The 22,999-nt window shown below is 71.8% G+C and carries 20 protein-coding genes; 7 read left to right on the forward strand and 13 right to left on the reverse strand.

The window, feature by feature from the left end; genetic code table 11:
- Positions 1 to 21: 21 nt before the first annotated feature.
- The 6 genes from atzF to FS825_RS16760 all read right to left on the reverse strand — a co-directional run bounded on the left by atzF (position 22) and on the right by FS825_RS16760 (position 9,576).
- Entirely contained in the window at positions 22 to 1,719 is a 1,698-nt protein-coding gene (gene atzF, locus FS825_RS16735) for an allophanate hydrolase (protein ID WP_144715252.1), read from the reverse strand.
- A complete protein-coding gene (gene uca, locus FS825_RS16740) occupies positions 1,716 to 5,354 on the reverse strand; it encodes an urea carboxylase (RefSeq protein WP_144715254.1) in 3,639 nt (1,212 codons plus the stop codon). Before uca ends, atzF begins: the two co-directional genes overlap by 4 nt.
- Positions 5,351 to 6,040 (reverse strand): urea amidolyase associated protein UAAP2, encoded by a 690-nt coding sequence (locus tag FS825_RS16745; RefSeq protein WP_144715256.1) that lies wholly within the window; start codon positions 6,038 to 6,040, stop codon positions 5,351 to 5,353. The genes uca and FS825_RS16745 overlap by 4 nt, the downstream gene beginning before the upstream one ends.
- Entirely contained in the window at positions 6,040 to 6,879 is an 840-nt protein-coding gene (locus tag FS825_RS16750) for an urea amidolyase associated protein UAAP1 (RefSeq protein WP_144715258.1), read from the reverse strand. The genes FS825_RS16745 and FS825_RS16750 overlap by 1 nt, the downstream gene beginning before the upstream one ends.
- A 54-nt stretch (positions 6,880 to 6,933) precedes the next feature.
- The gene (locus FS825_RS16755; RefSeq protein ID WP_144715260.1) at positions 6,934 to 8,550 is read right to left on the reverse strand and encodes an amino acid permease; all 1,617 of its coding nucleotides are present in this window, start codon (positions 8,548 to 8,550) and stop codon (positions 6,934 to 6,936) included.
- Between the two features lie 204 nt (positions 8,551 to 8,754).
- Entirely contained in the window at positions 8,755 to 9,576 is an 822-nt protein-coding gene (locus FS825_RS16760; RefSeq protein ID WP_144715262.1) for an aldo/keto reductase, read from the reverse strand.
- A gap of 81 nt (positions 9,577 to 9,657) precedes the next feature.
- Here FS825_RS16760 and FS825_RS16765 point away from each other — a divergent pair, with 81 nt between their 5' ends.
- Positions 9,658 to 9,924: a hypothetical protein gene (locus FS825_RS16765; protein WP_144715264.1), complete on the forward strand. Its 267-nt coding sequence runs from the start codon at positions 9,658 to 9,660 to the stop codon at positions 9,922 to 9,924.
- A gap of 126 nt (positions 9,925 to 10,050) precedes the next feature.
- On the opposite strand, the gene FS825_RS16770 is transcribed toward FS825_RS16765, so the two are convergent.
- Positions 10,051 to 10,659, reverse strand: coding sequence for a hypothetical protein (locus FS825_RS16770; RefSeq protein WP_144715266.1), 609 nt, complete (start codon positions 10,657 to 10,659; stop codon positions 10,051 to 10,053).
- 143 nt (positions 10,660 to 10,802) lie between these two features.
- Positions 10,803 to 11,456 carry a TetR/AcrR family transcriptional regulator gene (locus tag FS825_RS16775; protein WP_144715268.1) on the reverse strand — a complete coding sequence of 218 codons (654 nt, stop codon included), beginning with the start codon at positions 11,454 to 11,456 and terminating at the stop codon, positions 10,803 to 10,805.
- 100 nt (positions 11,457 to 11,556) lie between these two features.
- Here FS825_RS16775 and FS825_RS16780 point away from each other — a divergent pair, with 100 nt between their 5' ends.
- Positions 11,557 to 12,717 carry an epoxide hydrolase family protein gene (locus tag FS825_RS16780; RefSeq protein WP_144715270.1) on the forward strand — a complete coding sequence of 387 codons (1,161 nt, stop codon included), beginning with the start codon at positions 11,557 to 11,559 and terminating at the stop codon, positions 12,715 to 12,717.
- A gap of 42 nt (positions 12,718 to 12,759) precedes the next feature.
- Here the strand turns inward: FS825_RS16780 and FS825_RS16785 are convergent, their stop codons facing one another.
- Complete coding sequence (locus FS825_RS16785) at positions 12,760 to 13,206, reverse strand: MarR family winged helix-turn-helix transcriptional regulator (protein WP_186377310.1); 447 nt, start codon at positions 13,204 to 13,206, stop codon at positions 12,760 to 12,762.
- Between the two features lie 173 nt (positions 13,207 to 13,379).
- On the opposite strand from FS825_RS16785, the gene FS825_RS16790 reads away from it, so the two are divergent.
- The 5 genes from FS825_RS16790 to FS825_RS16810 all read left to right on the forward strand — a co-directional run bounded on the left by FS825_RS16790 (position 13,380) and on the right by FS825_RS16810 (position 18,079).
- Positions 13,380 to 14,033: a COG1361 family protein gene (locus FS825_RS16790; RefSeq protein ID WP_144715274.1), complete on the forward strand. Its 654-nt coding sequence runs from the start codon at positions 13,380 to 13,382 to the stop codon at positions 14,031 to 14,033.
- 94 nt (positions 14,034 to 14,127) lie between these two features.
- The gene (locus tag FS825_RS16795) at positions 14,128 to 15,012 is read left to right on the forward strand and encodes a S26 family signal peptidase (RefSeq protein ID WP_144715276.1); all 885 of its coding nucleotides are present in this window, start codon (positions 14,128 to 14,130) and stop codon (positions 15,010 to 15,012) included.
- Positions 15,009 to 15,863, forward strand: a complete 855-nt coding sequence (locus FS825_RS16800; protein WP_144715278.1) for a LamG domain-containing protein — start codon at positions 15,009 to 15,011, stop codon at positions 15,861 to 15,863. Before FS825_RS16795 ends, FS825_RS16800 begins: the two co-directional genes overlap by 4 nt.
- A 137-nt stretch (positions 15,864 to 16,000) precedes the next feature.
- Complete coding sequence (locus FS825_RS16805) at positions 16,001 to 17,149, forward strand: Fic family protein (protein WP_222126957.1); 1,149 nt, start codon at positions 16,001 to 16,003, stop codon at positions 17,147 to 17,149.
- Positions 17,150 to 17,419: 270 nt separating this feature from the next.
- Positions 17,420 to 18,079, forward strand: coding sequence for a TetR/AcrR family transcriptional regulator (locus FS825_RS16810; protein ID WP_144715282.1), 660 nt, complete (start codon positions 17,420 to 17,422; stop codon positions 18,077 to 18,079).
- A gap of 74 nt (positions 18,080 to 18,153) precedes the next feature.
- On the opposite strand, the gene FS825_RS16815 is transcribed toward FS825_RS16810, so the two are convergent.
- From FS825_RS16815 to FS825_RS16830, 4 genes are read right to left on the reverse strand one after another with little or no spacing between them, the layout of a single operon-like run.
- Positions 18,154 to 19,401: an MFS transporter gene (locus FS825_RS16815; protein WP_144715284.1), complete on the reverse strand. Its 1,248-nt coding sequence runs from the start codon at positions 19,399 to 19,401 to the stop codon at positions 18,154 to 18,156.
- Between the two features lie 51 nt (positions 19,402 to 19,452).
- Positions 19,453 to 20,184 carry a copper homeostasis protein CutC gene (locus FS825_RS16820; RefSeq protein WP_144715286.1) on the reverse strand — a complete coding sequence of 244 codons (732 nt, stop codon included), beginning with the start codon at positions 20,182 to 20,184 and terminating at the stop codon, positions 19,453 to 19,455.
- Positions 20,181 to 21,704, reverse strand: coding sequence for a M81 family metallopeptidase (locus tag FS825_RS16825; RefSeq protein WP_144715287.1), 1,524 nt, complete (start codon positions 21,702 to 21,704; stop codon positions 20,181 to 20,183). The genes FS825_RS16820 and FS825_RS16825 overlap by 4 nt, the downstream gene beginning before the upstream one ends.
- The gene (locus tag FS825_RS16830) at positions 21,697 to 22,881 is read right to left on the reverse strand and encodes an ROK family protein (protein WP_144715289.1); all 1,185 of its coding nucleotides are present in this window, start codon (positions 22,879 to 22,881) and stop codon (positions 21,697 to 21,699) included. The genes FS825_RS16825 and FS825_RS16830 overlap by 8 nt, the downstream gene beginning before the upstream one ends.
- Between the last annotated feature and the right edge of the window lie 118 nt (positions 22,882 to 22,999).

Consider the following 22,999-nt stretch of genomic DNA (forward strand, 5'->3'; position numbering starts at 1 on the left):
CGCCATCCTCGCAGCCGGCCGTCACGAGCGTCCTCCGACCGTGTGCTCGCGGTACGTGCGCCACCCGCCGTGGTGGGTGATGTCCTCGGCACCCTCGACGGCGTGGGACTCGACGGTGAACCCGGTGACGTCCGACCCGTCGGCGAGCGTCACGGTGCCGATCGCCATCGGCGCGGGCAGGGCGGCGACGAAGGTCCCGAAGCCCGCGGCGGGGAGCCGCCACAACTCGCCGGCGATGCCGCCGGTGCCCGCGTCGGACGGCGTCCGGACCAGCCCGGGCTTGGGTGGGACCGTGTCGAGCGCGTACAGCCGGTAGTCGGAGGCGGTGCGCGCCTCCCGGACGAACGTCCCGCCAGCCGCGACCAGCTGGCCGTTCAGCGGCTGGTCCCGCAGGTGCGCACCGACGACCAGCAGGTCGACCGTCGGTGCGGCGAACGCCGCGGCGAGTGCCGCGAGACGACGATCGGTGAACGCCGGCCCGGTGAGCATCACGCCGAACGGCAGCCCGTCGACGAACCCGGCGGGGACGGCGATCGAGGCCATGTCGAGCAGGTTCGCGAAGTTCGTGTACCGACCCATCCGGCTGTTCGCGCCGACCGGGTCCGCCGCGACCTCGGCGAGGGTGGGGTGCCACGTCGTGGTGGGGGTGAGGAGCGCGGTGGTGCCCTCGAGCGCGATCCGTCCGGCGGCGCCGAGCGCGTCCAGGCGCTCCTGGTCGGCGAAGAGCTCGGCCGCGGTCGGGGTCGCGCCACCGAGCACGATCGCCGCCACGGTCGGGTCGAGGTCGTCGCCGACCAGGTCGCGGTGCGCGTCGATGTGGGCGCCGACCGCCGCGTACCGCTCGGCGACGAAGGCGCCGTCGTACAGCAGCGCGGCCGCGTCGAGGAGCGGGGCGATGTCGACCTCGACGACCTCGTGGCCGAGCGCACGGAACCGGTCGACTGCTGACCCGAAGGCGTCTGCCCACCCGGGTGCCAGTCCTTCGAGCTGCGCGGGCAGCGGGATGGCGATCCGCGGGACCGCGGGCAGGTCGGCGAGGGCGAGGTCTTCGCGGGCGAGCGGGTCACGGCCGTCCGGGCCCGCCATGAGCTCCGCGACCGTCCGTGCGCGGTCGAGCCCGGGTGCGAAGACGGTGACGCAGTCCTGGGAGCGGCAGGCGGGGACGACCCCGGTGTTCGGCACGATGCCCTTCGTCGGCTTCACGCCGACCAGGTGGTTCAGCGCTGCCGGCACCCGCCCGGAGCCGGCGGTGTCGGTGCCGAGCGCGAAGTCCACGATCCCCAGGGCGGCCGCGGTGGCGGATCCGCTCGACGAGCCGCCCGAGATGCGGGAGGGGTCCCAGGCGTTCCGGACGGCGCCGAACGGCGACCGCGTGCCGACCAGGCCGGTGGCGAACTGGTCGAGGTTCGTCTTGCCGACCACGACCGCGCCGGCGGCCCGCAGCCGGGCGACGGCCGTGGCGTCGACCGTCGGCTCGTAGGCGTACGACCGGGCGGCCGCGGTGGTCGGGAGCCCGGCGACGTCGATGTTGTCCTTCACGGCGAACAGGAGTCCGGCGAGTGGGAGCGTCGGGTCGACGGCTTCGGCCTCCGCCAGGACGGCGTCCCGGTCACGGAGGGTGATCCAGACCTCGGGGCGGTCCACCGCGTCGATCCGGTCGTAGGCGTCGTGGACACGGGCGGCGGCACCGTCGGCGCGGGCCGCGGCAGCGCGGCTCACGCTGCCGCTCCGATCGCGGCGAGGACCTGTCCCGGGGCGACCTGGTCGCCCGGCTTGATGTAGACCTCCAACACGTGTCCCTCCACCGGTGCGTGCACCATCGACTCCATCTTCATCGCCTCCACGGCGAGCATCTTCTGGCCTGCGTCGACCCGGTCGCCCGGCCGGACGTCCACCTGCCACACGGTCGACGTGAACGGTGCGGTGACCGCCGTGGCCCCGGCCGGCACGATGACCTCGTCCGGCAGCACCACGGCGGGTTCGTCCCGCACGTCGAACTCCCCGGAGGCGCGCCACCGCTCCTTCTCCTCGCCGAACGCGCGGGCCTGCTGGGCGCGGAAGTCGGCGATCGAGCCGGCGTTCTCGGACAGGAAGCGGTTGTAGGACGCGATCGAGAACTCGCCGTCGACGGTCTCGAACTCCCCACGGCCGGCGTCGGTCTCGGCGCGGAGCTCCAGCAGCTCGTCGGCACCCACCGGGTACCACTCGATCCGGTCGAAGAACCGGAGTGCCCACGGGTCGTCCTGGAACAGTCCGCCGCGGCGGAAGCGGTTCCAGATCTGCACCGTGCGACCGACGAACTGGTAGCCGCCGGGCCCCTCCATGCCGTAGATGCAGAGGTAGGCGCCACCGATGCCGACGGAGTTCTCCGCCGTCCAGGTCCGGGCCGGGTTGTACTTCGTGGTGACGAGACGGTGCCTGGGGTCGAGCGGGGTCGCGACCGGGGCGCCGAGGTACACGTCGCCGAGCCCGAGCACGAGGTAGCTCGCGTCGAACACCGTGCGGAACACGTCGTCGACGCTGTCGAGGCCGTTGATCCGGCGGATGAACTCGATGTTCCAGGGGGTCCACGGGGCGTCGTTCCGCACGCCGTTCATGTACCGCTCGATGGCGAGCCGCGTGGCCGGGTCGTCCCACGACAGCGGCAGCTTCACCGTCCGGGAGGGCACGACGAGCTGGTCGGTCGGCGGGATCTCGTCCTCGAGTTCGCGGAGCAGCCCCGCCATCGTGCTCGCCTTCAGCACGTTCGCATCGGTGTGCACCTGGAGCGACCGGATGCCCGGTGTGATGTCGAGGATCCCCTTCGGAGCCTCCTCCTGCAACCGCGTCATGAGTGCGTGCACCCGCATCCGCAGGGCGATGTCGAGGGTCATGTCGCCGTACTCGACGAGGACGTTGTCGTCGCCGTCGCGTCGGTAGGCGACCGCCGGTCGGGCGTCGGTCGCGTCCAGGCGCGCGATCACCCCGTCGTCGCCGTCACCTCCGGTGCGGGGGACGGTCCGGGAGGCGCGGTTCGCCTCGAGCGCGGCGGCGTCGGCTTCGCGGACGGGCACGAACCGGACGGTGTCGCCCGGGCGCAGCTGGCCCAGCTTCCAGAGGTCGCCGCTCGCGACCACGGCGGGGCACACGAACCCGCCGAGTGACGGCCCGTCCGGGCCGAGGATGATCGGGGTGTCGCCGGTGAAGTCGATCGCACCGACCGCGTAGGGGGTGTCGTGGATGTTCGACGGGTGGAGTCCGGCCTCGCCGCCGTCGGTCCGCGCCCAGCCCGGCCGGGGGCCGATGAGCCGGATGCCGGTCCGCGCCGAGTTGTGGTGCACGCCGTAGTCGGTGGCGTAGAACACGTCGAGGTCGGCGCGGGTGAAGAAGTCGGGCGCTGCGTGCGGGCCCTCGGTGACGGCGATCTCCCACGTGTCCGTCAGCGCGGTGCGACGGTCGTCCGGGGTGGGGCCGCCGACCAGACCGAGGCGCGCACCGGCGGGGAACGCGGGGTGCGGTGCGTCGGAGTCCGGTGAGCCGGGGCGGAGGACGTCACCGGCGAGCAGCGCGCGACCGGCGTGGCCGCCGAATCCGCCCAGTGTGAACGTGGCTGCGGAGCCGAGGTAGGTCGGGACGTCGAAGCCACCACGCACGGCGAGGTAGCTGCGGAGCCCGGGCCCCGCCGCGGTGCCGATGGCGAGCGTCTGACCGGCTGCGACGTCGACCGGCTCCCAGAGCGGGACGTCTTCGCCGTCGAGCGTGGTCGGTGCCGGCGCCCCGGTGAGTGCGACGACGGCCGCGGTGGAGAACCGGAGCGTCGGACCGCTCGCCGTGATCTCGAGCGCCGGTGCACCGTCCGGGTTGCCGACCGCGCGGTTCGCCTCGGCGAAGGACGCCGCGTCGAAGGGGCCGCTCGGCGGGACGCCGACCTGCCAGTACCCGACCCTGCCCGGCAGGTCCTGGATCATCGTCATGGTGCCCGGGACGACCACGTCGATCCGGGGGTCCGGGTCGTCGGTCTCGTCGAGCGTCGACGTCGAGTGCGTCGCGGTGCGGAGTTCGAGGTCGTCGGCGAGCGTCCGGAGGAGCCCGGCGTTCGTGACGATGCCGTCCACGCGGGTGTCGCCGAGGGCGTCGCGGAGCAGGTCGAGGGCGTCGTCGCGGGTCTCGCCCGTGGCGATCACCTTCGCCAGCATCGGGTCGTAGAACGCCGAGACCTCGGATCCGGTCTCGACCCAGCCGTCCACACGGATCCCGGGGCGCTCGGGGAACACGGCCTGGGTGACGAGGCCGCTCGAGGGCAGGGAACCCTTCGCCGGGTCCTCGGCGTACACGCGAGCCTCGACGGCGTGGCCGGTCGGGGTCCACTCCTCGTCGAAGACGGCGTCGTCGATGCCGGCGGCACCGTCGCGCGCGAGCCGGAGCATGAGCTCGACGAGGTCGACGCCGTAGACCTCCTCGGTGACGGGGTGCTCGACCTGGAGCCGCGTGTTGACCTCGAGGAACGAGGCCTCCTCGCGCACCGGGTCGTAGACGAACTCGACGGTGCCGGCACTGCGGTACCCGACGCTCTCGGCGAGCCGACGGGCTGACGTGTGCAGCGCCTCCCGGACCCGCTGGGGAAGCGCCGGGGCCGGTGCCTCCTCGATGACCTTCTGGTTCCGTCGCTGGAGTGAGCAGTCGCGGTCGCCGATCACGGCGACGCGACCCTCGCCGTCACCGAAGAGCTGGACCTCGACGTGTCGCGCCGGCCGGACCAACCGCTCGAGGAAGATCCCGGCCGAACCGAACGCGGCTGTCGCCGTGCGCTCGACGCTCGCGTACGCCTGGCGGACCTCGTCGAGGGTCGAGCAGGCCTGCATGCCGATCCCGCCGCCCCCGCCGGTGGCCTTGAGCATCACGGGCAGCCCGATCCGCTCGGCCTGCTCCACGGCGTCCTCGACGTTCGCGAGCAGTCCGGTGCCGGCGAGCATGGGGACGCCCGCGGCGGCGGCGAGCTCCCGGGCCGTGTGCTTCGCGCCGAACTGCACGATCTGGTCCGAGGTCGGACCGACGAACCGGATGCCGGCGTCCTCGCAGGCGCGGGCGAAGTCGGTGTTCTCGGAGAGGAAGCCGTAGCCGGGGTGGACGAGTCCCGCGCCGGTGTCGAGCGCCGCTTGGACAACGGCGTCGATGCGCAGGTAGGACTCCCGTGCGGGCGCCGGGCCGAGCCGGACGGCGACGTCGGCCTCGCGGACGTGCGGGGCGGCGCGGTCGGCGTCCGAGTAGACGGCGACGGTGCGCATGCCGAGCGCCTTGGCCGAGCGGATGATGCGGCGGGCGATCTCGCCGCGGTTCGCGACGAGGAGGGTGTCGGTGGAGAGGGAGGCGCTCACGGCTGGACCACGATCATTCGGAGGGGCGTGCAGGAGAAGTCGTTGCAGGGGTTGTTCATCTGCGGGCAGTTCGAGACGATCACGAGGACGTCGCGCTCTGCCCGGACGGCGACGCGCTTGCCGGGTGCGCTCATCCCGTCGACGATCCCGAGGGCGCCGTCGGACTCGACCGGGACGTTCATGAACCAGTTGAGGTTCGACACGAGGTCGCGGGCGCCGAGTCCGTGCCGGCCGGCCTCGGCGAGGAAGTTCTCCCGGCAGCCGTGCTGGTACTGGGTGTGGTGGCCGTACCGGAGCGTGTTCGACTCCTTCGAGCACGCGCCGCCGATGGTGTCCTGGCGGTCGATCTCGTTGCCGACGACGGTCATGAGCGGACGGCCCTCGTTCGACATGAGGACGGTGCCGGTGCGGACGTAGGCATTGCCCTGCGCCGCGAGGGTGTCCGGGACGCTGTACCGCTCGTCCGGGTCGTGGGCGTCGTAGACGAGGCAGTCGGCGCTCTGGTTGCCACCGACGTCGACGATGGTGAGCACCTCGCCGGCACGGACCACGGCGGACCACGGCGCGAGCGGGGCCACCCGGTCGTCGCGGACGACGGTGCCGGGGACGAGGGACTCGCTCCAGTCGAGCGGGACGTCGGGTGCGTGGACGGCGCCGACGGGGACGGTCGTGGTCGTCGTGGTCATCAGCAGCCTCGCGCTTCCGCGTAGTCGACGGAGTTCAGGTAGGCGCGGGTGAGCTCCGGCGTCGCGGAGAACCGCTCGTCGGCGGCCGTCGTCGGTTCCCCGCGCCAGGCGTGCACACGCAGCGGGCCGACGGCGTAGTCCGGCCGTGGGTCGATCGGGTGCGCGACGTTCGCGACGAGCACCAGCAGCGGCAGCTCGGCGACGAGGGTGACGCGGCACCCGGGGCCGGCGGAGCCCGTGAACGTCATCGCGCCTTCCAGGTCGACGGTGACGCCCTGGAAGAACGAGATACTCGGCGGCAGGTCGCGCTTCGTCAGCCCGTGCTTGGCGGCCGCCTTGGCGAACAGGGACCGCCCGCTCGGCGACGGCCCCTCGGGAGCGGCGTCGCCGTACTTCCGCTCGTTCCAGGCGTCGGTCGAGGTGCCGCAGAAGGCGTCGTGGTGACCGGACGTGTCCTCGACGATGCTCGCCAGCGCCCGGCCGTCACCACTGAGCAGCGGGGAGCCCTGGCCGAGGTACGCCTGCCACGGGATCTTCTGGGTGTCGGCGACGTTCAGCCGCTCCCACGGTTCGAGGGCGTTGAACACGAGCACGTTGGCGCACGCGTCGCCGGTCGGGTCGTCGAACCGGATCCGGGACCCCCGGGCGAGGACCTTGTGGGTGTACCCGCCCGGCGCGACCGTCTCCGCCCACACCAGCTGCGCGGGGTCGACGCCGTCCGGGGCGAACGGCGACGTCGACGCCGGCAGGTACGGCATGTACTCGGACTGCGATCCGGACTGCGCTCGGGCATCGGAGCGCGAGGCGGTCACGCTGTCGGTCTGGTGGAGGTCGCGCATGCTGGTCCGTTCGTGGCAGACGTGGGTCGGGTCGGGCGGGTCGGGGTGGGCCGGTCAGGCTTCGACGGTCGCGGTCGCGGTCGCGCTCGTCGGGACCGGGGCGGTGTTCGGGACCTCGGCGAGCGCGAGCGGGCCGTGGGCGCGGTGGCGCCACGACGACCACGCCCACCCGACGAGCAGGACCGCGCCGATGAACAGCAGGGCGCTGTACTGCAGCCACCAGGAGTGCCCGGTGAGGTCGTAGATCTCCGGGCGCGGCCAGATGAGGTTGACCGCCATGCCGATCTGGAAGACGACGGCGAGGGCGTTCACCGGGATGCCCCACCGGCCGAGCGTGAAGAGTGGCTTCCCGTCCTCGTCCACCCCCGTGGGCAGCCCGGTCCGGCGGAGGCGGATGCGCTGCACGAGCAGTGGGCCGGTCACGCCGAGGTAGGCGAGGTAGAGCATCGCGATGCAGAGGCTCGACAACGCCGTGAAGATCGCGGACTGCCCGATGTTGATCGCGAGGGCGAGGCCCGCGCCGACCCCGACGACGATGGACGCCGCGATCGGCGTGCCCGTGCGCGGCGAGACCCGGGCGAGGGTGCGGTGGAAGGGGAGCGCCTGCTCGCGGGCCATCGAGAAGACCATGCGTGCGCCGGCGGTCTGCACGGCGAGGGTGCACGCGAACACGGCGACCGCGACGGTGCAGAGGAGCAGGCGTCCGAAGACGTCACCGAGCGCGGACGTGATCACCCACGCGAGCCCCTGGGTGGCGAGCTTGCCGTCGGTCAGGCTCGGCGCGGCGATCAACGCACCGATGATGAGCAGTCCGCCGCCGAGGCCGGACACCGTGAGCGCGCGGATGATCGTCTTCGGGGTGGTGCGCCTCGGGTTGTGGGTCTCCTCGGCGAGCTCGCCCGCGGAGTCGAAGCCGACCATCACGTAGGCGGCCATGAGGGACGACGCCAGGAACGCCCAGACGTACGGCTCGTTCGTCGGGCCGGCGTACCCCTCGGTCGTGAACACCACGGCCGGGGACCGGTGCGGCAGCAGGAAGAGCGCGACGATGAGCACGACGACGCCGATGATCTCGACGAGCACGCCGAAGCTCGTGACACGCGCCATGAGTCGCACGCTGAGGATGTTGACGACCGTGGTGACGACGAGCATCACCAGCCCGAGGACCACCGCGTTCGCGGCACCCGTCGGTGACGCCAGCGACGGGTCGGCGCCGGAGCCGCCCACCACCTGGAAGCCGCTCCAGATCGCGGGGAGGACGGCCTGCACGGCGATGGCGGCGACCGCGACGGTGAGGACCTGCCCGATGATCATCGTCCACCCGGTGAACCACCCGAACCGGGCACCCGCGAGCCGGCTCGACCACTGGAAGATCGCGCCGGAGATCGGCCAGCGCGCGGCGAGCTGCGCGAAGTTCAGCGCGACGAGCAGCTGGCCGGCGAAGACGAGCGGCCAGGCCCAGAAGAACGCCGCGCCGCCGAGCCCGAAGCCCAGACCGAAGAGCTGGAAGACGGTGGTGAGGATCGACACGAACGAGAACCCGGCGGCGAAGGACGAGAACGAACCGACCCCGCGGTGGAGTTCCTGTTCGTAGCCGAGGCGGGCGAGGCCCTGCGTGTCGGCGGACGTGGTGGCGCGTGGTGCGTGGAGCGGAGCTTCGGGAGAGCGCATGGCTGCCTGACCTTTCGCGGGGTACCTGTCGAGCGACAGGTAAGGCAAGTGTCGTGCGCTGCTGTGTCGTCGCCGTTGCCCGTCTGTTTCGTCCTCGTGACGGGACGCGGCGTTGTGTAAACGTTCCGCGACGACGGACGGGAGGCGCGGTGCCAGCTGGCACCGCGCCTCCCGTCGGCTTCCTGGTCGCGTCCGCGACCGACGTCAGTCCGTCGTGTCCTCCAGCGCGTCCAGCGCGGCCACGTCCTCCGTCGACAGGACGAAGTCCACGTCCGCGTTCTCCGCGATGCGCGACGGGGTCGTCGACTTCGGCAGCGGCAGTACGTCCTTCTCGAGCAGGTACCGGATCGCGACCTGCGCGACGCTCTTGTCGTACTTCGCCGCGATGTCGCGGATCTCGGCGTTCTCGAGCAGCCCGCCGGTGGCGAGTGGCGAGTAGCCCTCGGTGAGGATGTCGTGCTCGCGGTCGAAGGCCGTCGTCTCGTCCTGCGTGTTGCCGATGAACCAGCGGATCTGGTTCGCGTGCGGGACCACGTCGGTGCGACCGAGCAGGTCCTCGAGGTCCGCGACGACGAAGTTCGACACGCCGATGCTCTTCGTGCGGCCGGCGTCGTAGAGCTCCTCGAAGACCTTCCAGACCTCGACGTTGCCGTCGCGGTGGTCACTGCCCATGTCCGACCACGGCCACGGCGCGTGGATGAGGTAGAGGTCGACGTGTCCGAGGTCGAGGTTGCGGCTCGACTCCTCGAACGCGTCGCGCGCACCCGACGCGGTCTTGATCTCGGCGGGGAGCTTCGTGGTGATGAACAGCTCGTCGCGGGGGATGCCGCTGTCCCGGACGGCCTTGCCGACGCTCGCCTCGTTGCCGTACGCGAGGGCGGTGTCGATGTGCCGGTAGCCGAGCTCGAGCGCGGTCTTCGTGGCGTCGTAGGCGTCGTCACCGGACGGGATCTGCCAGGTGCCGAAGCCGATCTTCGGGATGTGAAGGCCGTTGGACAGGGTGAACGTGTCGATGAGTGCGGGCATGGGACGGACAGTACGCCGGGGAGCGCGGGTGTCGCTCCGACCGCGTAGCATTCGAACACACGTTCGAATCAGGAGGTCGGGATGATGCTCACGCACGAGGTCGCCACCGTGTGGTGGGAGCGCGGGGTGCCGCAGCGGATGGTCTGGCGCGACCGTCGGTGGCGGGTGAGTGACAGCCCGACGCGGCTGACCGCGACGGCGGAGTTCCTGCCGACCGCGATGACGCACGCGCCGGAGCGGACGGTGGGGTGGCGGTTCCAGGTCAGTGCCGACGGGGGTGACGACGTCGTCGTGGTGGACATCGCGCCCGACGGGGACGGCTGGGTGGTGGCGCGGACCTGGCGGTGACGCCGGCCGCGGTCCTGGCGGGACGCCCGATGGCGCAGGTCGAACCACGGATGCGACACCGAACCACGCCCCGGGGCTGGTTCGACGTCGTCGACGTGGTTCGGAGCAACCCGTCGCCGCCCGGGGCTACGAGTCTCGGTCCCGATCCACGGATTCCGGGAGGGTCCACGACGCGCCCACGGTCGGTGCTGGCACCGCTGCGCCGGTCGCCGCGCCGGTTCCGACCGGACGGCGCTGCAGTTCGGCGATCGCGGTGTCCAGGTTCCGGAGCGCCCGTCGCGTGTCCCACATCGCGTACGCGCACGACCCGACGAAGAACAGCAGGAACAGCCACCAGAACGGGCTGACCGACGCGGCCAGGTACACGCTCAGCGCGGCGAAGAGCACGAACATCACCGGGACCGACCAACGGTTCCGACGGTAGCGGACGCGGTAGCGCTCGAGCTCGGACGTCCACGCGGCTGTGTCGGCATCGGCGGGGAGCTCGCCCGTGCGGATCGTGTGCCGCATGGCGTTGACAGCGTCTGCTCCGCCGGCTCGCCGTCGTCGGATCGCGATCGCGATGCCGAAGAACGCGGTCATCGCGACGGCGTAGAAGAGCGCTCCGATGAGCCGCGCCACCACGTGCATGCCGGACGGGTTGCTGAACAACCCCAGGAGGAAGTAGAGGGCGCCCACGACGACGAACACGATCGGCAGGAGGGCGGGGAGGGGAAGTCGTCGGATCCGGTCCACGGTGTGCGCTCCGTTCGGGTGTCGGGACGCCGAGCGACGGCGCGGCCCAGACGCTATACCGGTCGCACGCCGAGAGTCCGAGCGATCGTCGCTTCCTGGCGGCACCTGTGGGCCTTCGCAGCGCTCGGTCCTGGCGATCCGCGTCAGCCGGTGATGGAGTCGTCGGGCTCGTCGAACTCGTCGGCCCCGTCGGCGAGGCTGGCGGCACGACCTTCGGGGACGCCGAGCATCAGCAGGCTCGTCACGATCGCGGGCCGCGCCCCGGGTTCCCCCGGCGCTGCGGGCCGCCCGTCCGTCGCGTGGTCGGCGATGGCGAACACGGCCGACCACGCCACCTGGCTGAGCACGTCCGCCCGGAGGTGGCGCCCGAACACCCCCTCCGTGTGACCGCGTTCGACGAGGTCGGCGAGGGCTCGATCGACCGGCCGGAGCAGTGCGTGGATGTCTTCCCCGAACTCGCCGCGTCGGAGCGTGACGAGCACCCGGTAGCGGTCGGTGAGTGGCCAGAGGCGTCCGACGAAGCGGGCCCAGAGCTCGTCCGCCCGGGCCGAGGTGTCGTTCGCGATGGTGTCCTCGAGCGCGCCGGCGATGTCGCCGGCGGCGCGTCGAGTGAGCGCGAGCACGAGATCGGACCGTGCGGGGAAGTACCCGTAGACGGTGCGGCGGACCACGCCCGCGGCGGTGGCGACGGCGGTCATGCTCGCACCGGGGTCCTTCCCGAGCACCTCCAGCGCGACCTCGAGGATCCGGTCCTCGGTCTCGGTCGAGCCGCCCCTGGTAGGTCCGTCGATCGTCACGCTCCGATCATTGCACACTCTTGTGCAATGCAGGCGGCTGCGTCACGATGGCATTGCACACCGATGTGCAATGCACGCGACCCGCGAGGAGCTCCGAACCATGACCCCACTCACGACACGACCCGCAGATGACGTCCGCCCGTTCCGGGTCGACGTGCCGCAGGCGGCGATCGACGACCTCCGACGGCGTCTCGCCGCGACCAGGTGGCCCGATCCGGAGACGGTGCCCGACTGGTCGCAGGGGGTGCGGAGTGAGAACCTCCGTGGCCTCGCCGGGTACTGGGAGCGGCAGTACGACTGGCGACGGTTCGAAGCCGAGCTGAACGCCTGGCCGCAGTTCGTCACGACGATCGACGGACTCGACGTGCACTTCGTCCACGTGCGCTCCCGGAACCCCGGTGCGATGCCGCTGGTCCTCACCCACGGTTGGCCGGGATCCGTCGCCGACTTCCTCCCGCTCGTCGGTCCGCTCACGGACCCGGTCGCGCACGGTGGGGACGCGGCGGATTCGTTCGACGTGGTCATCCCGTCGCTGCCGGGTGCTGGTTTCTCGGGGAAGCCGACGGGCCGGGGGTGGGACGTCGACCGCATCGCGGCTGCCTGGACGGAGCTGATGGCGCGGCTCGGCTACCGATCGTGGTCGGCCCACGGGGGTGACTGGGGATCGGCGGTGACGACGGCGCTCGGTGCTCGGCGTTCGGACGGGCTCGTCGGCATCCACCTGAGCACCCCGTACGCCGTGCCCGCGACGATCCCGGACGTGCTCTCGGCTGAGGAGCGACGAGCGGCCGACGGCCTGGCGCGCTACGCGGGCGAGCTCGGCGGATCGAACCACCTGCAGGCGACGAAGCCGCAGACGGTCGGTTTCGCCCTCGCGGACTCACCGGTGGGCCAGGCCGCCTGGATCTACGAGAAGTTCCAGTCGAAGACGGACAACGACGGCCTCGCCGAGGACGCGATCGCCGTCGACGCGATGCTCGACCTCGTCTCGCTCACCTGGTTCACGAACAGTGCTGCGTCATCGGCCCGGATCTACTGGGACAACCGGACGGCGACGATGTCCGGGCCGAGGCTCGAGCTGCCGGTCGCGGTGACGGTCTTCCCGAAGGACGTCCCCCGGATGCCGCGGAGCTGGGTCGAGGCCGCGTACAGCGATCTCGTGCACTTTCGCGAGGCGGCCGCCGGCGGGCACTTCGCGGCGCTCGAGCAGCCGGCGGTCCTCGTGGAGGAGCTCCGTACGGGGCTGCGCTCGCTGCGCTGAAGCCGAAGCGCGACGGCGGCTGCCGGCCGGGTCGCGGGAGGGTCAGCGCGACGCCTCGCCCGCCTGCTCGTACAGGTTCGTCGCGAGCTCGCTCAGGACCGCGAGCAGGTCGCCGTCGTGGCCCGCATCGACTGCCCGGAGCAGCTCGGCGTACCGCCGCCGGTAGTCCTCGACCACCGCTTCGCCGTCCGGCAGCAGGCGGAGCAGGGACCCGCGCCGGTCGTTCGGGTTCGGGGCGCGCTCGAGCATGTCGGCGGTCGTCATCCGGTCGATGAGGTTCGTCACCGCGCCGGAGGTCAGGCCGAGGTACCCGGCCACCTCGGTCGGCGTCGAGTACCCGGTGTCGCTGATGAGCACCAGGGCGCGCAGGGCGTTCTCGTGCACGCCGGCACGGGCGCTGAGCCGGCTGACGAGGCTCGCGTTCGCGCGCACCACGGCGTCGAACGCCACCATCAGGTCGGCCGCGTCGGTGGCGCCGGGGTGGGTCACGGGTTCCTCGTTCCGCGTCGGGTGCGGGCACGTCCCTCGCACTGGGGTAAGTATACGAGTGGTCAACTTGATGAAGCATTGACTATCTTGATGATCAAGCAAGCGAACCCGAACCGTCTGCTTCACCCGAAGTTCCATCCCCACTCCCTGAACCCAGACCGAAGAGGTACCCCGTGTCCGACAAGCTCCGCACCTCCGCACTGAAGCGGATCCGTTTCGCCCCCGTCGCGCTCCTCGCGGGCATCTTCGCCGCGGTCCTGCTCTCCCTCTCGCTCACCGGCACCCTCTCCGGGTTCGCCGCGAGCATCACCAACAGCAGCAACACGGCCGCGAGCGGCACGCTGATCATGCAGGAGCAGAACGCCGGCGCCTCGGTCACGTGCCTCAGCACCGACGGCGGCTCGGTCTCGACCAACGCCGCGACCTGCTCCACCATCAACAAGTTCGGCGGCAGCACCACGATGACCCCGGGCAACACCGTCAACACGGCGATCTCGATCAAGAACACCGGGACCGCGAACGCCGCGACCTTCACCCTCACGCCTGGTGCGACCTGCACCCAGTCGGCCAACGGGTCGATCAACGGCACCGCGACCGACCTCTGCGCGAAGATGAACCTCGTCATCACCTCCGGCGCCACGACGGTGTTCAGCGGCACGCTCGCCAGCTTCAAGGGCGCCGCAGCCTCGGCCTTCACCATGCCGGCCGCCCCGGCCGCCGGGACGAGCATCCCGTTCAACTTCGCCGTGACGCTCGACTCCTCGGCCGGCAACACGTACCAGGGCCTCTCCGCCTCGGTGCCGATGACCTGGACCTTCACCGCCTAGTCCCTCCCGCCCCTGACCGGCGACGCTCGGCCGACCCCCTTCCGGCCGAGCGTCGCCTCCCCTTCTTCCCACCACTTCCCGAGCGGAGCAGCAGATGAGCCAGACGGCAGCGATCCCGCTGAGCGGCACGCTCGACCGCCCGCTGATCGGCGGCCGCACCGCGACCCGGTTCGAGACCGTGCTCGCCTGGTCCGTCGCCCTGATCGCGGCCGTGCTGCTCACCGGCGCCGTGCTGTTCCTCTCCGCCGGTGGCCGGTGGTTCGTCGTCGAGACCCCGTCCATGGGCGAGGCCGCACCCGTCGGGACGCTCGTCCTCGACCTCCCCGTCGACGTCGCCACGCTGCACGTCGGCGACATCGTGTCCTTCGAGACGGCCGCGAACCCCGGCGTCGTCTACACGCACCGCATCATCGACATCGACGCCGACGGCGGACTGCAGACCCGCGGTGACGTGAACGGCGCGACCGACCCGTGGACGCTCACCCAGGAGAACGTCGTCGGCGCCCCGGTCCTCCTCGTCCCGAACCTCGGCTGGTTGTTCCGAGCCGCACCGCTCCTGCTCATCGGGACGCTGGTCATCTGGACGCTCACGAGCGTCTTCACGGACCGCGTCACCCGCACCTGCCTGCGGATCGCCGGAGCGGCGCTCACCACCTCGTACGCCGCGTTCGTCCTCAAGCCGTTCGTCAACGTGACCACCATCACGAACACGTCGTCACCGAGTGGCGTCGAAGCGACCATCGTCTCGTCCGGGATGTTCCCGGTGCGGGTCGAGGCCCACGGTGCCGAGAGCGTCCACCTGGTCGACGGCCAGGTCGGACGCATGGTCATCCACGAGCTGTCGAAGCACGGGCACTACCAGCTCACCTCGAACATCGACCTCGGTGTCGGGGGCTGGGCGCTGCTCATCGCCGCCTGCCTCGTCCCGCTCGTGCTCTGCCTGTCCGTCGGACGGGTCGAGGCGGTGCGTGCCTCGTGAACCTCCGACACCTCCGTGACGGCCGGGTCATCGCCGCCGTCCTCGTCGTCGCGCTCGCGGTCGTCGCCCTGCTCAACGCCTTCGCCCCGACCCGCTCGGCGTTCAGTGCCGTCATCACGAACAGCGCCAACAGCGCCGCGACGGCGCCGTACTTCACGTGCACGGCGGCCGTCGGCGCCGACACCACGAACGCGCTGTTCGCCTACAAGCTCACCGAGGCGTCCGGATCGACGACGGCCACCGACTGGTCCGGCAAGGGACTCAACGGCACCTACCAGGGGTCGATGGTCGCGCAGACACCCAGCCCGAACGCCTGCCCGCGGGACACCGGCAGCTCGTACGTCCTGAACGGCTCGACGAGCTTCGTGTCGACCCCGAAGTCGTACGTGAACCCGACGACCTTCTCGGAAGAGGTCTGGTTCAAGACCACGGTCGCGGGCGGCATGCTCGTCGGCTTCGGCTCGAACCAGGTCAGCGCCTCGGGCCAGCACGACCGCCAGGTCTACCTCAACACGAGCGGCCAGCTCGTCTTCGGCAGCTACAACGGCACGACGCAGGTCGTCACCTCGCCGAAGGCCTACAACGACGGCGCGTGGCACCACATGGTCGCGACGATGTCGGCGAGCACCGGGATGCGGCTGTACGCCGACGGGGTGCTCGTCGCGTCGAACACCGCGTACACGGCCCCGGAGAACTACACGGGCTACTTCCGCGTCGGGTACGACACCGTTTCGGGGTGGCCGGGACAGCCGGCGAACTTCGCCTTCACGGGGTCGATGCGGTACGCGGCGGTCTACAGCACGGTGCTCACGGCGACGCAGGTCGCGAACCACGCCGCGGCGGGACGCTGACCCGAGACCGTCCGTTCGGTTCCGATCCGAGAACATCCCCGGCAGATCTTCTGAGATACTTGCTTACCTCAGAAGATCTGTCGATCCAGTGAAGGGCTCCGATGCCGAGGACTTGGCCATCGCTGGCGTTCGAAGACATGGAATGGCAGAGCCGCCACGCGGATGCTGGCCCCCGTGCCGCCCGTCGCGATCGGCTCGTCGAACGGTACGCAGCAGCCGTCCCCGCTCACATCGCGGAGCTGCCGGTCGAACTCGGCCACGTGGTCGCAACGCTGGCGGACGAAGCATCGACAGCGCTTGCGCGGTTCGATGCTGAGCTCGGTGCTGAGCTGGCACCGTTCGCCTCACTGCTCCTGCGATCCGAGGCAGCTGCTTCGTCGCAGATCGAGCACTTGACGGCGTCCGCGAGGCAGATCTTCACCGCAGAGATCGGCGCCCCCGGCAAGCGGAACGCCAGCGAGATCGTGTCGAACACCCGCGCCATGCAGACGGCGATCCAACTCTCCGACCAGCTCACCACGGGAACGGTGCTCGAGATGCATCGCGTCCTCATGGAACACGACGAGCACCACGAGGCGGGCGCGTTCCGCACCGAGCCCGTGTGGATCGGCTCGAACGGACGATCACCGGCAGGCGCCGACTACGTTGCCCCCGCGTGGGAACGCGTCCCGGAGCTCGTGGACGACGTCATGGCGTTCGCCCGCAGGATCGACCTCCCGCGGCTCGCGCAGGTGGCCATCGCGCACGCGCAGTTCGAGACGGTGCACCCGTTCACCGACGGCAACGGTCGGACCGGGCGAGCGCTGCTCCAGGCGATGCTGCGATCCGATGAGCTCACCAACAACGTGACGGTCCCGGTGTCGGCTGGGCTCCTGACGGACACCAAGGGTTACGTTGCCGCGCTCACTTCGTACCGGCTCGGCGACGTCGAACCGATCATCCAGCGCGTCGCCGAGGCATGTTTCGTGGCGATCGAGAACGCCCGGGAGCTCGTCGATGACATCCGACGCATCCGCTCCGGCTGGCGAGAACGGGTGACGGCACGGCGGGACTCCGGCGTGTGGCGGGCGCTCGAAGTGGTCGCTCGCCAGCCGGTCCTGAACGCGACGGTCCTGGCCACCGAGATGCGGGTGGCCCCGCGGAACGCGTACCCCCACATCGTCCGACTGGTGGAAGCGGGCATCCTCGTGTCGAAGAACGAGTACCGCCACGGCGTGCTGTACCGGAACGACGAAGTGCTGCAGGCGCTCGACGCCTTCGCGGCCCGCGCCGGGCGACGCAGCTGACCCGAGACCGACCCGACGATCGGTCGACCGGTGCTGCCGCCGTTCGGGTTCGGCGGCAACACCGGTCGGCGGTTCCGGTCCGCCTAGGGTGCGGTCCGTCGCCGACGTCGGCTCCGCCGCGTCCGGGTGCACGGTGCGCGTCAGGACCAGGGCGGCCGGAGCGGTCCGGCACGTCCTGACGACCACCGAGGGGCGGTGCCTCCAGCGACGATAGGGGGCACACTAAGCGGAGTCAAGTCTCCACTTGAATCGGACGATTAGGGTCTTCTCATGTCCGCAACAGCGCGTACACGTGCCGAGCGCGTCGAGGTCCGACGCAGCCGCGAGGCGATCCTCGCGGCCGCAGAAGCGCACTACGCGGTCCACGACGCCGACCCGACGATGGTGGAGCTCGCGCAGCGTTCCGGCATCGGGATCGCGACGCTCTACCGCCGGTACCCGGGCATCGACGAGGTCGTCCGTGCCCTCCACGCGCGGCTCATCGCCGAGTTCGGGCGCGTGGAGGAACGGGTGGCCGCGCAGCGCACGGGCTGGGACGCCGTGGTCGCGCTCGTCACGGGCATCGTCGACGTCCTGCAGGAACACCCGGCGATCCCCCGGCTGAACCGCAAGATGGTGGCCCTCGACGACGACCGGCAGTTGAGTGCGGGCTGGGCCGAGCGCCTCGACGCGGTGGTCCGCGCGGCCCAGGCCGAGGGGACCCTGCGGCCGGACGTCAACGCGAACGACGTCACCTTCGCCGCGTTCCGGATCGGCGGCTACTCGAACCTGCCGCCGGACGAGGCCGACCGGATCCTCGGTCGACAGATCGGGATCGTCCTCGACGGGCTCCGGTCCGGCGATGGCCGGCACCCGCTCCCCGGGGGACCGATCGGGCGGGACGAACTCCACGACGTCTTCCGTCACGAGGTCGAGCACCCGGTCGACTGACCGCAGCGGAGCCTGGAGGGACGGTGCCGGCTGGCACCGCGCCTCCCGTCCGCCACCGGCTCAGCTCGGCAGGGTCACGGGCACACGACGGCGACCGGAGCGGTCGGCGTCGCCCCCGGTTCGGGCGTGGCCGCCGGTCCGGCCGTCGCGACCGGCACGGCGTTCGACCGCCGCAGCCCGAGCGCGACCAGGACGACCGCGCCGATGACGGCGACGCCGCCCGACAGCCAGAAGTCCGCCGCCAGCCCGAACGACGAGACCGCGGCACCCCCGAGCACCGAACCTGCGGCGATCGCGAGCTGGATCGTCGTGACGAAGAGCGCGAGCCCCGTCTCGGACCCGGCCGGCGACGCGGACGACATCCACGTCTGCATCCCGAGCGGCAGCGCGCCCCAGACCAGGCCCCACACGACGAGCAGGACGAACACGCCGACCACCGAGTGCGCGAGCAGCGGGAGCAGCACGACGGCGCCGGCGAGGACGAACTTCGCCACGCCGAGCGTGCCGAGGATGCTCCGGCCGAGGGTGAAGCCCGCGGCGAAGTTCCCGACGATGCCGGCGATGCCGAACACCAGGAGAGCGAGCGTGATCGTGTCCGGACCGACCCGGACGAGCTCCTGCAGGTAGGGCGCGATGTAGGTGTACGCGGCGAACTGCGCGGCGAACAGGAACGCGGCGGCGATGAGCCCGACGCGCGCGCGGGGGAGGCGGAGCAGCGAACCGAGCGTCGCGAACCGCACCTGCTGCTGCGCGGGGATCCGCGGCAGCATCGCGAGCTGCAGCACGAGGGCGACGAGACCGAGCGCGCCGCCGATGACGAACGCGAGCCGCCAGGTGGCCAGGGACGACACGAGCGCACCGAGCGGGAGGCTCACGACGGTCGCGACCGAGACGCCGGCGGTGATGAGGGAGGTGGCGCGGATCACGACGTCCGGGCGGACCAGACGTCCCGCGATGCCGGCGCCGATCGCCCAGAAGCCGCCGATGCCCACGCCGAGCAGCATGCGGGCGACGAGCAGCACCGGGAACGAGGGCGCGATCGCGGCGAGTCCGTCGGCCACGACGAGCAGGACGGTGAGCGACACGAGGACGACCCGGCGGTCAACGCGTGACGTCAGGACGGTGACGACCGGTGCGGCCACGGCCCCGACGAGCCCGGTGGCGACGACCATCAGGCCGGCCGTCCCGATGCTGACGTCGAGGTCGGAGGCGATCGCCGGGAGGAGGCCGATGGGGAGGAACTCGGACAGGACGAGGACGAACGAACCGAGTGCGACGGAGAGGACACTGAGCCATCCGCGGCGCTCTGCTGACGAGGTCATGCGGGCGTCAAGCAGCGGCGGGGGCCGGCCATTCCCGCATGACGGTGGACGTCAGGCGTCGAGGGCCCGTCGCGCCGCCCGCACCACCTCGGCGTCGGTGACGAAGTGCGCCGACCCGTCGTCCGCGCCGCCCATCGGCACCCCGGCGTGGGCGCTGTCCGCCGCGGGGCGCTTCGCGGAGAGGTGCACGGCAGCGGCCCCGGTGGCGACGAGGGCGGGGACGTCCGCGGGGACGACGCCCGCGCCCGCCATCACCTGCACGGGACCGGCGGCCTCGACCATGCGGGCGATCGTGGCCGCACCGGTCAGGGCCGTGAGGGCCGCCCCGGAGGTCAGGACGCGGGTGAACCCGAGGTCCGCGAGCGTCGCGGCGGCCGCGACGGGGTCGACCGCGTGGTCGATCGCCCGGTGCAGGGTGACCTCGGCGGTGGCGCTGACCGAACGGGCGGCGGCCACGAAGCGTCGGAGCGCGTCCTCGTCGAGGGTGCGGTCCGGGCGCAGGGCCCCGACCACGACGCCGGCGGCGCCGGAGCGGAGGACCGTGCGGACCTCCCGCTCCATGAGCGCCACCTCGTCGGCATCGTGCACGAAGCCACCCGGACGGCACCGGACGAGCGCGTGCGCCGGGATCCCGGTCTCGTGCGTGGTCTCGACGAGGGCCTGGGACGGGGTGAGCCCGCCGAGCTCGAGTCCGACGCAGAGCTCGACCCGGTCGGCACCGCCGTCCCGCGCGACGATCGCCCCCGCGGGCGAGGTGACGGCGATCTCGAGGGCAACGGTCATCGAACGACTCCGAGGGGCTGGTCCGAGGCCGGGATGATCCTGGCGGTCAGGTCCGGCGCATCGGGGAACACTCGATCGTAGGGGAACATCGGCCGTGCGATCCGGTGGTGCCCGAGCCGCTCGAGGTCCTGGTCGACGCCACCGGGGGTGAGCGCGAGCATCCAGTCCGCGGACATGTCGAACAGCTCCGGCTCGAGGTAGCCGATCTTCACGATGACGACGTCGGCCTCGCGCGGGGCGAGGTCGAGGTCGGTGAAGTCGTGCTCGTGGTGGTAGGGCTTCCGGAGCTTCGTGAGGATCGCGAAGACGCTGCCGACCTGCAGGACGACCTCGGTCTCGGCGTCGCGGTCGCCGTGCTTGATCGCGTGCACCCGCCCGGTCATGGTGACGGGTCCGGCGTGGACGGCGTCGACCGTCGCTCCGGCGGTCACGGTCACGGTGGCGCCGACACCGGCCTCCACGGCGGCGGCGACCGCTTCGGCGCCGGGGACGCTGGCGTAGATCACGGTCGGGCCGTCCGCGGCGGCGAACGCCGGGTTCGCCAGCACCTGCGTCAGCCCCCACGTCATGTCGCCCGAGCCTCCGGCGGTCGGGTTGTCGCCGGAGTCCGAGATGAAGTACGGCCGGGCGGCTCCGGGGGCGAGCGCTGCGGCGAGGCACTCGTCGAACGTGCCCGTCGGCGCCACGAACTCGAAGTCCTCGCGGACGTCCCAGAACGCCCGCGCCAGCCGTTCGGCGCCGGCGGTGACGGCGTCGGTGTCCCAGCCGGTGACGACCGTCACGGCGCGGTCCCGGGGCTGGTCCGCCCAGGCGTACCCGACCCAGATCGCGGCGTCGAGGACACCGTCGGTCTGCTCGACGACCGGCACCTGCGCGTACAGCGACGCCGCTGGTTCGATGCGCGTCGACGTCTGCTCGCCCGGCAGCAGGACGGGGATCGGCACCCAGGCCTTCACCGGGCGCTGCTGCCCGACGGGTCGGGTGGTGAGCACGTCGACCAGGTTCCGGACGGCGCGCTCCTTGGTCTCCATGGCGTCCTCGTGCGGGGCCATCCGGTAGCACGTGACCAGGTCGACCTGGTGGGCGAGCTCGGCGGTGACGTTGCCGTGCAGGTCCATCGACGCCGACACGATGACGTCGGGGCCGACGACCGCCCGGATCCGTCCGAGCAGGTCGGACTCGGCGTCGTCCAGTCCCTCGACGACCATCGCGCCGTGGATGTCGTACCAGAGCCCGTCGACCGGTCCGAGGTCCGTCAGCCGCGCGACGATCTCCGCGGCGAGCTGTTCGTACGACTCCCGGTCGACGATCCCGCCCGGGAGCGCGTGCCCGATGAGCGCACCGCGGAAGTCGGCGGCGTCGGCGTACGACGCCAGGAACGGGTACCGCGCCACGACCTCGTCCCCGCGATCAGGGTGGAACGCCGCCGCGTGGGTCCTCGTCGGCGTGAAGGTCGAGGTCTCGATGGCGAGCCCGGCGATCGCGATGACGGGACGGCGGGGGGTGGTGGTCTCAGACACGGACGCTCCTGCTCCTGGTGGTCGACTGGGGGATGGGGGTGGACAGTTCCTGCAACGAGGCGGCGAGCCCGCGCTGCAGGGCGAACTGACCGGCGCCGACGAGCCCGGCATCGGGCCCGAGCGACACCGGCTCGATGGCGAGGTGCTGCGTCATGAGGGGGTGGCAGCTCTCGTACAGCTGGCTCCGGACCGCGGCGATGAACGGGTCGAGGGTGGACAGGATGCCGCCGAGGTACACGGCGTCCGGGTTGAAGAAGTTCACGTTGGCGGCGAGCACCTCGCCGAGGTACCGGCCGGCCAGCCGCACCGCGCGGGTGGCCTCGGGGTGCGCGTCGGACGCCAAGCGGACGACGTCCGCGGTGGAGGTCACGTCGACACCGGCGGACGACAGGATCCGGACGAGCGCCGCCCCGGACGCGACCGTCTCGAGGCACCCCGTGTTGCCGCACGAGCACGGGGTGTCCCCGGCGGCGTCGATGCGCACGTGGGTGATGTCCCCGGCCGAGCCGGTGGCGCCGCGGTAGAGCCGACCGTCGATGACGATCCCGGCCCCGATCGCCGATCCGGCCTTGATGGTGATGGTCTGCCGGCGCGCGGGGTCCTGCACGGTCTGCTCGCCGGCGGCCATGCAGTTCGCGTCGTTGTCGACGATCGCCGGCAAGCCGAAGCGCTCGGTGAGCCAGGACGCCACGGGGAAGCCGTTCCACCCCGGCATCCGGCTCGGCAGGTCGACCACGCCGGCCTCGACGTCGACGGGCCCGGGCAGGCTCAGGCCGACGCCGCGGAGGCCCTCGCGACCGCGGTCGTCGGCGAGCCGCTCGAGCAGCGCTGCCAGGCGTGCCAGGCCGGCGGCCGGACCGTCGGAGAGCGCGAACGGGACGTTCGCGACCTGCTCGAGCGCGCCTCCCGGCAGGACGATGCCGATGCGCGCGTGTCCGCCGCCGACGTCGGCGGCGACCGCGTACTCGTCGGCTCCGCCGATGCGGAGCACCTTCCGGGGTCGTCCGCCGGTCGAGACGTCGGTGCCCTCCTCGGCGAGCAACCCGTGCGACAGGAGCTGGGCGACCACGTGCGACACCGTCGAGGGTGCGGCCCCGAGGAGGTTCGCGATCTCGGTGCGACTGGCGGCCTGCCCGGAGGCGACGAGCTCGAGGACTCGGGCGCTGAGGTCCGGCACGACTTTCTCCAATCCGGGCGGAAGGCGGCCGGAGGACCCGGCCTGCCGCGAGCCTACGGGCCACTCCGCGCCGGGCACCCTTTCGTCCGATCGGCAGTAACGCAGTTTTTACATCCAG

It is taken from the genome of Curtobacterium pusillum, assembly GCF_007680845.1.
GTDB lineage: Bacteria > Actinomycetota > Actinomycetes > Actinomycetales > Microbacteriaceae > Curtobacterium > Curtobacterium pusillum_B.

Bases quoted from the DNA above. Each gene is read 5' to 3' on its own strand.
- FS825_RS16820 (WP_144715286.1), bottom strand. From the start codon at position 20,184: ATGACCGTTGCCCTCGAGATCGCCGTCACCTCGCCCGCGGGGGCGATC.
- FS825_RS16765 (WP_144715264.1), top strand. From the start codon at position 9,658: ATGATGCTCACGCACGAGGTCGCCACCGTGTGGTGGGAGCGCGGGGTG.
- FS825_RS16780 (WP_144715270.1), top strand. From the start codon at position 11,557: ATGACCCCACTCACGACACGACCCGCAGATGACGTCCGCCCGTTCCGG.
- FS825_RS16755 (WP_144715260.1), bottom strand. From the start codon at position 8,550: ATGCGCTCTCCCGAAGCTCCGCTCCACGCACCACGCGCCACCACGTCC.
- FS825_RS16810 (WP_144715282.1), top strand. From the start codon at position 17,420: ATGTCCGCAACAGCGCGTACACGTGCCGAGCGCGTCGAGGTCCGACGC.
- FS825_RS16750 (WP_144715258.1), bottom strand. From the start codon at position 6,879: ATGCGCGACCTCCACCAGACCGACAGCGTGACCGCCTCGCGCTCCGAT.
- FS825_RS16760 (WP_144715262.1), bottom strand. From the start codon at position 9,576: ATGCCCGCACTCATCGACACGTTCACCCTGTCCAACGGCCTTCACATC.
- FS825_RS16795 (WP_144715276.1), top strand. From the start codon at position 14,128: ATGAGCCAGACGGCAGCGATCCCGCTGAGCGGCACGCTCGACCGCCCG.
- FS825_RS16745 (WP_144715256.1), bottom strand. From the start codon at position 6,040: ATGACCACGACGACCACGACCGTCCCCGTCGGCGCCGTCCACGCACCC.
- FS825_RS16805 (WP_222126957.1), top strand. From the start codon at position 16,001: ATGGAATGGCAGAGCCGCCACGCGGATGCTGGCCCCCGTGCCGCCCGT.
- FS825_RS16815 (WP_144715284.1), bottom strand. From the start codon at position 19,401: ATGACCTCGTCAGCAGAGCGCCGCGGATGGCTCAGTGTCCTCTCCGTC.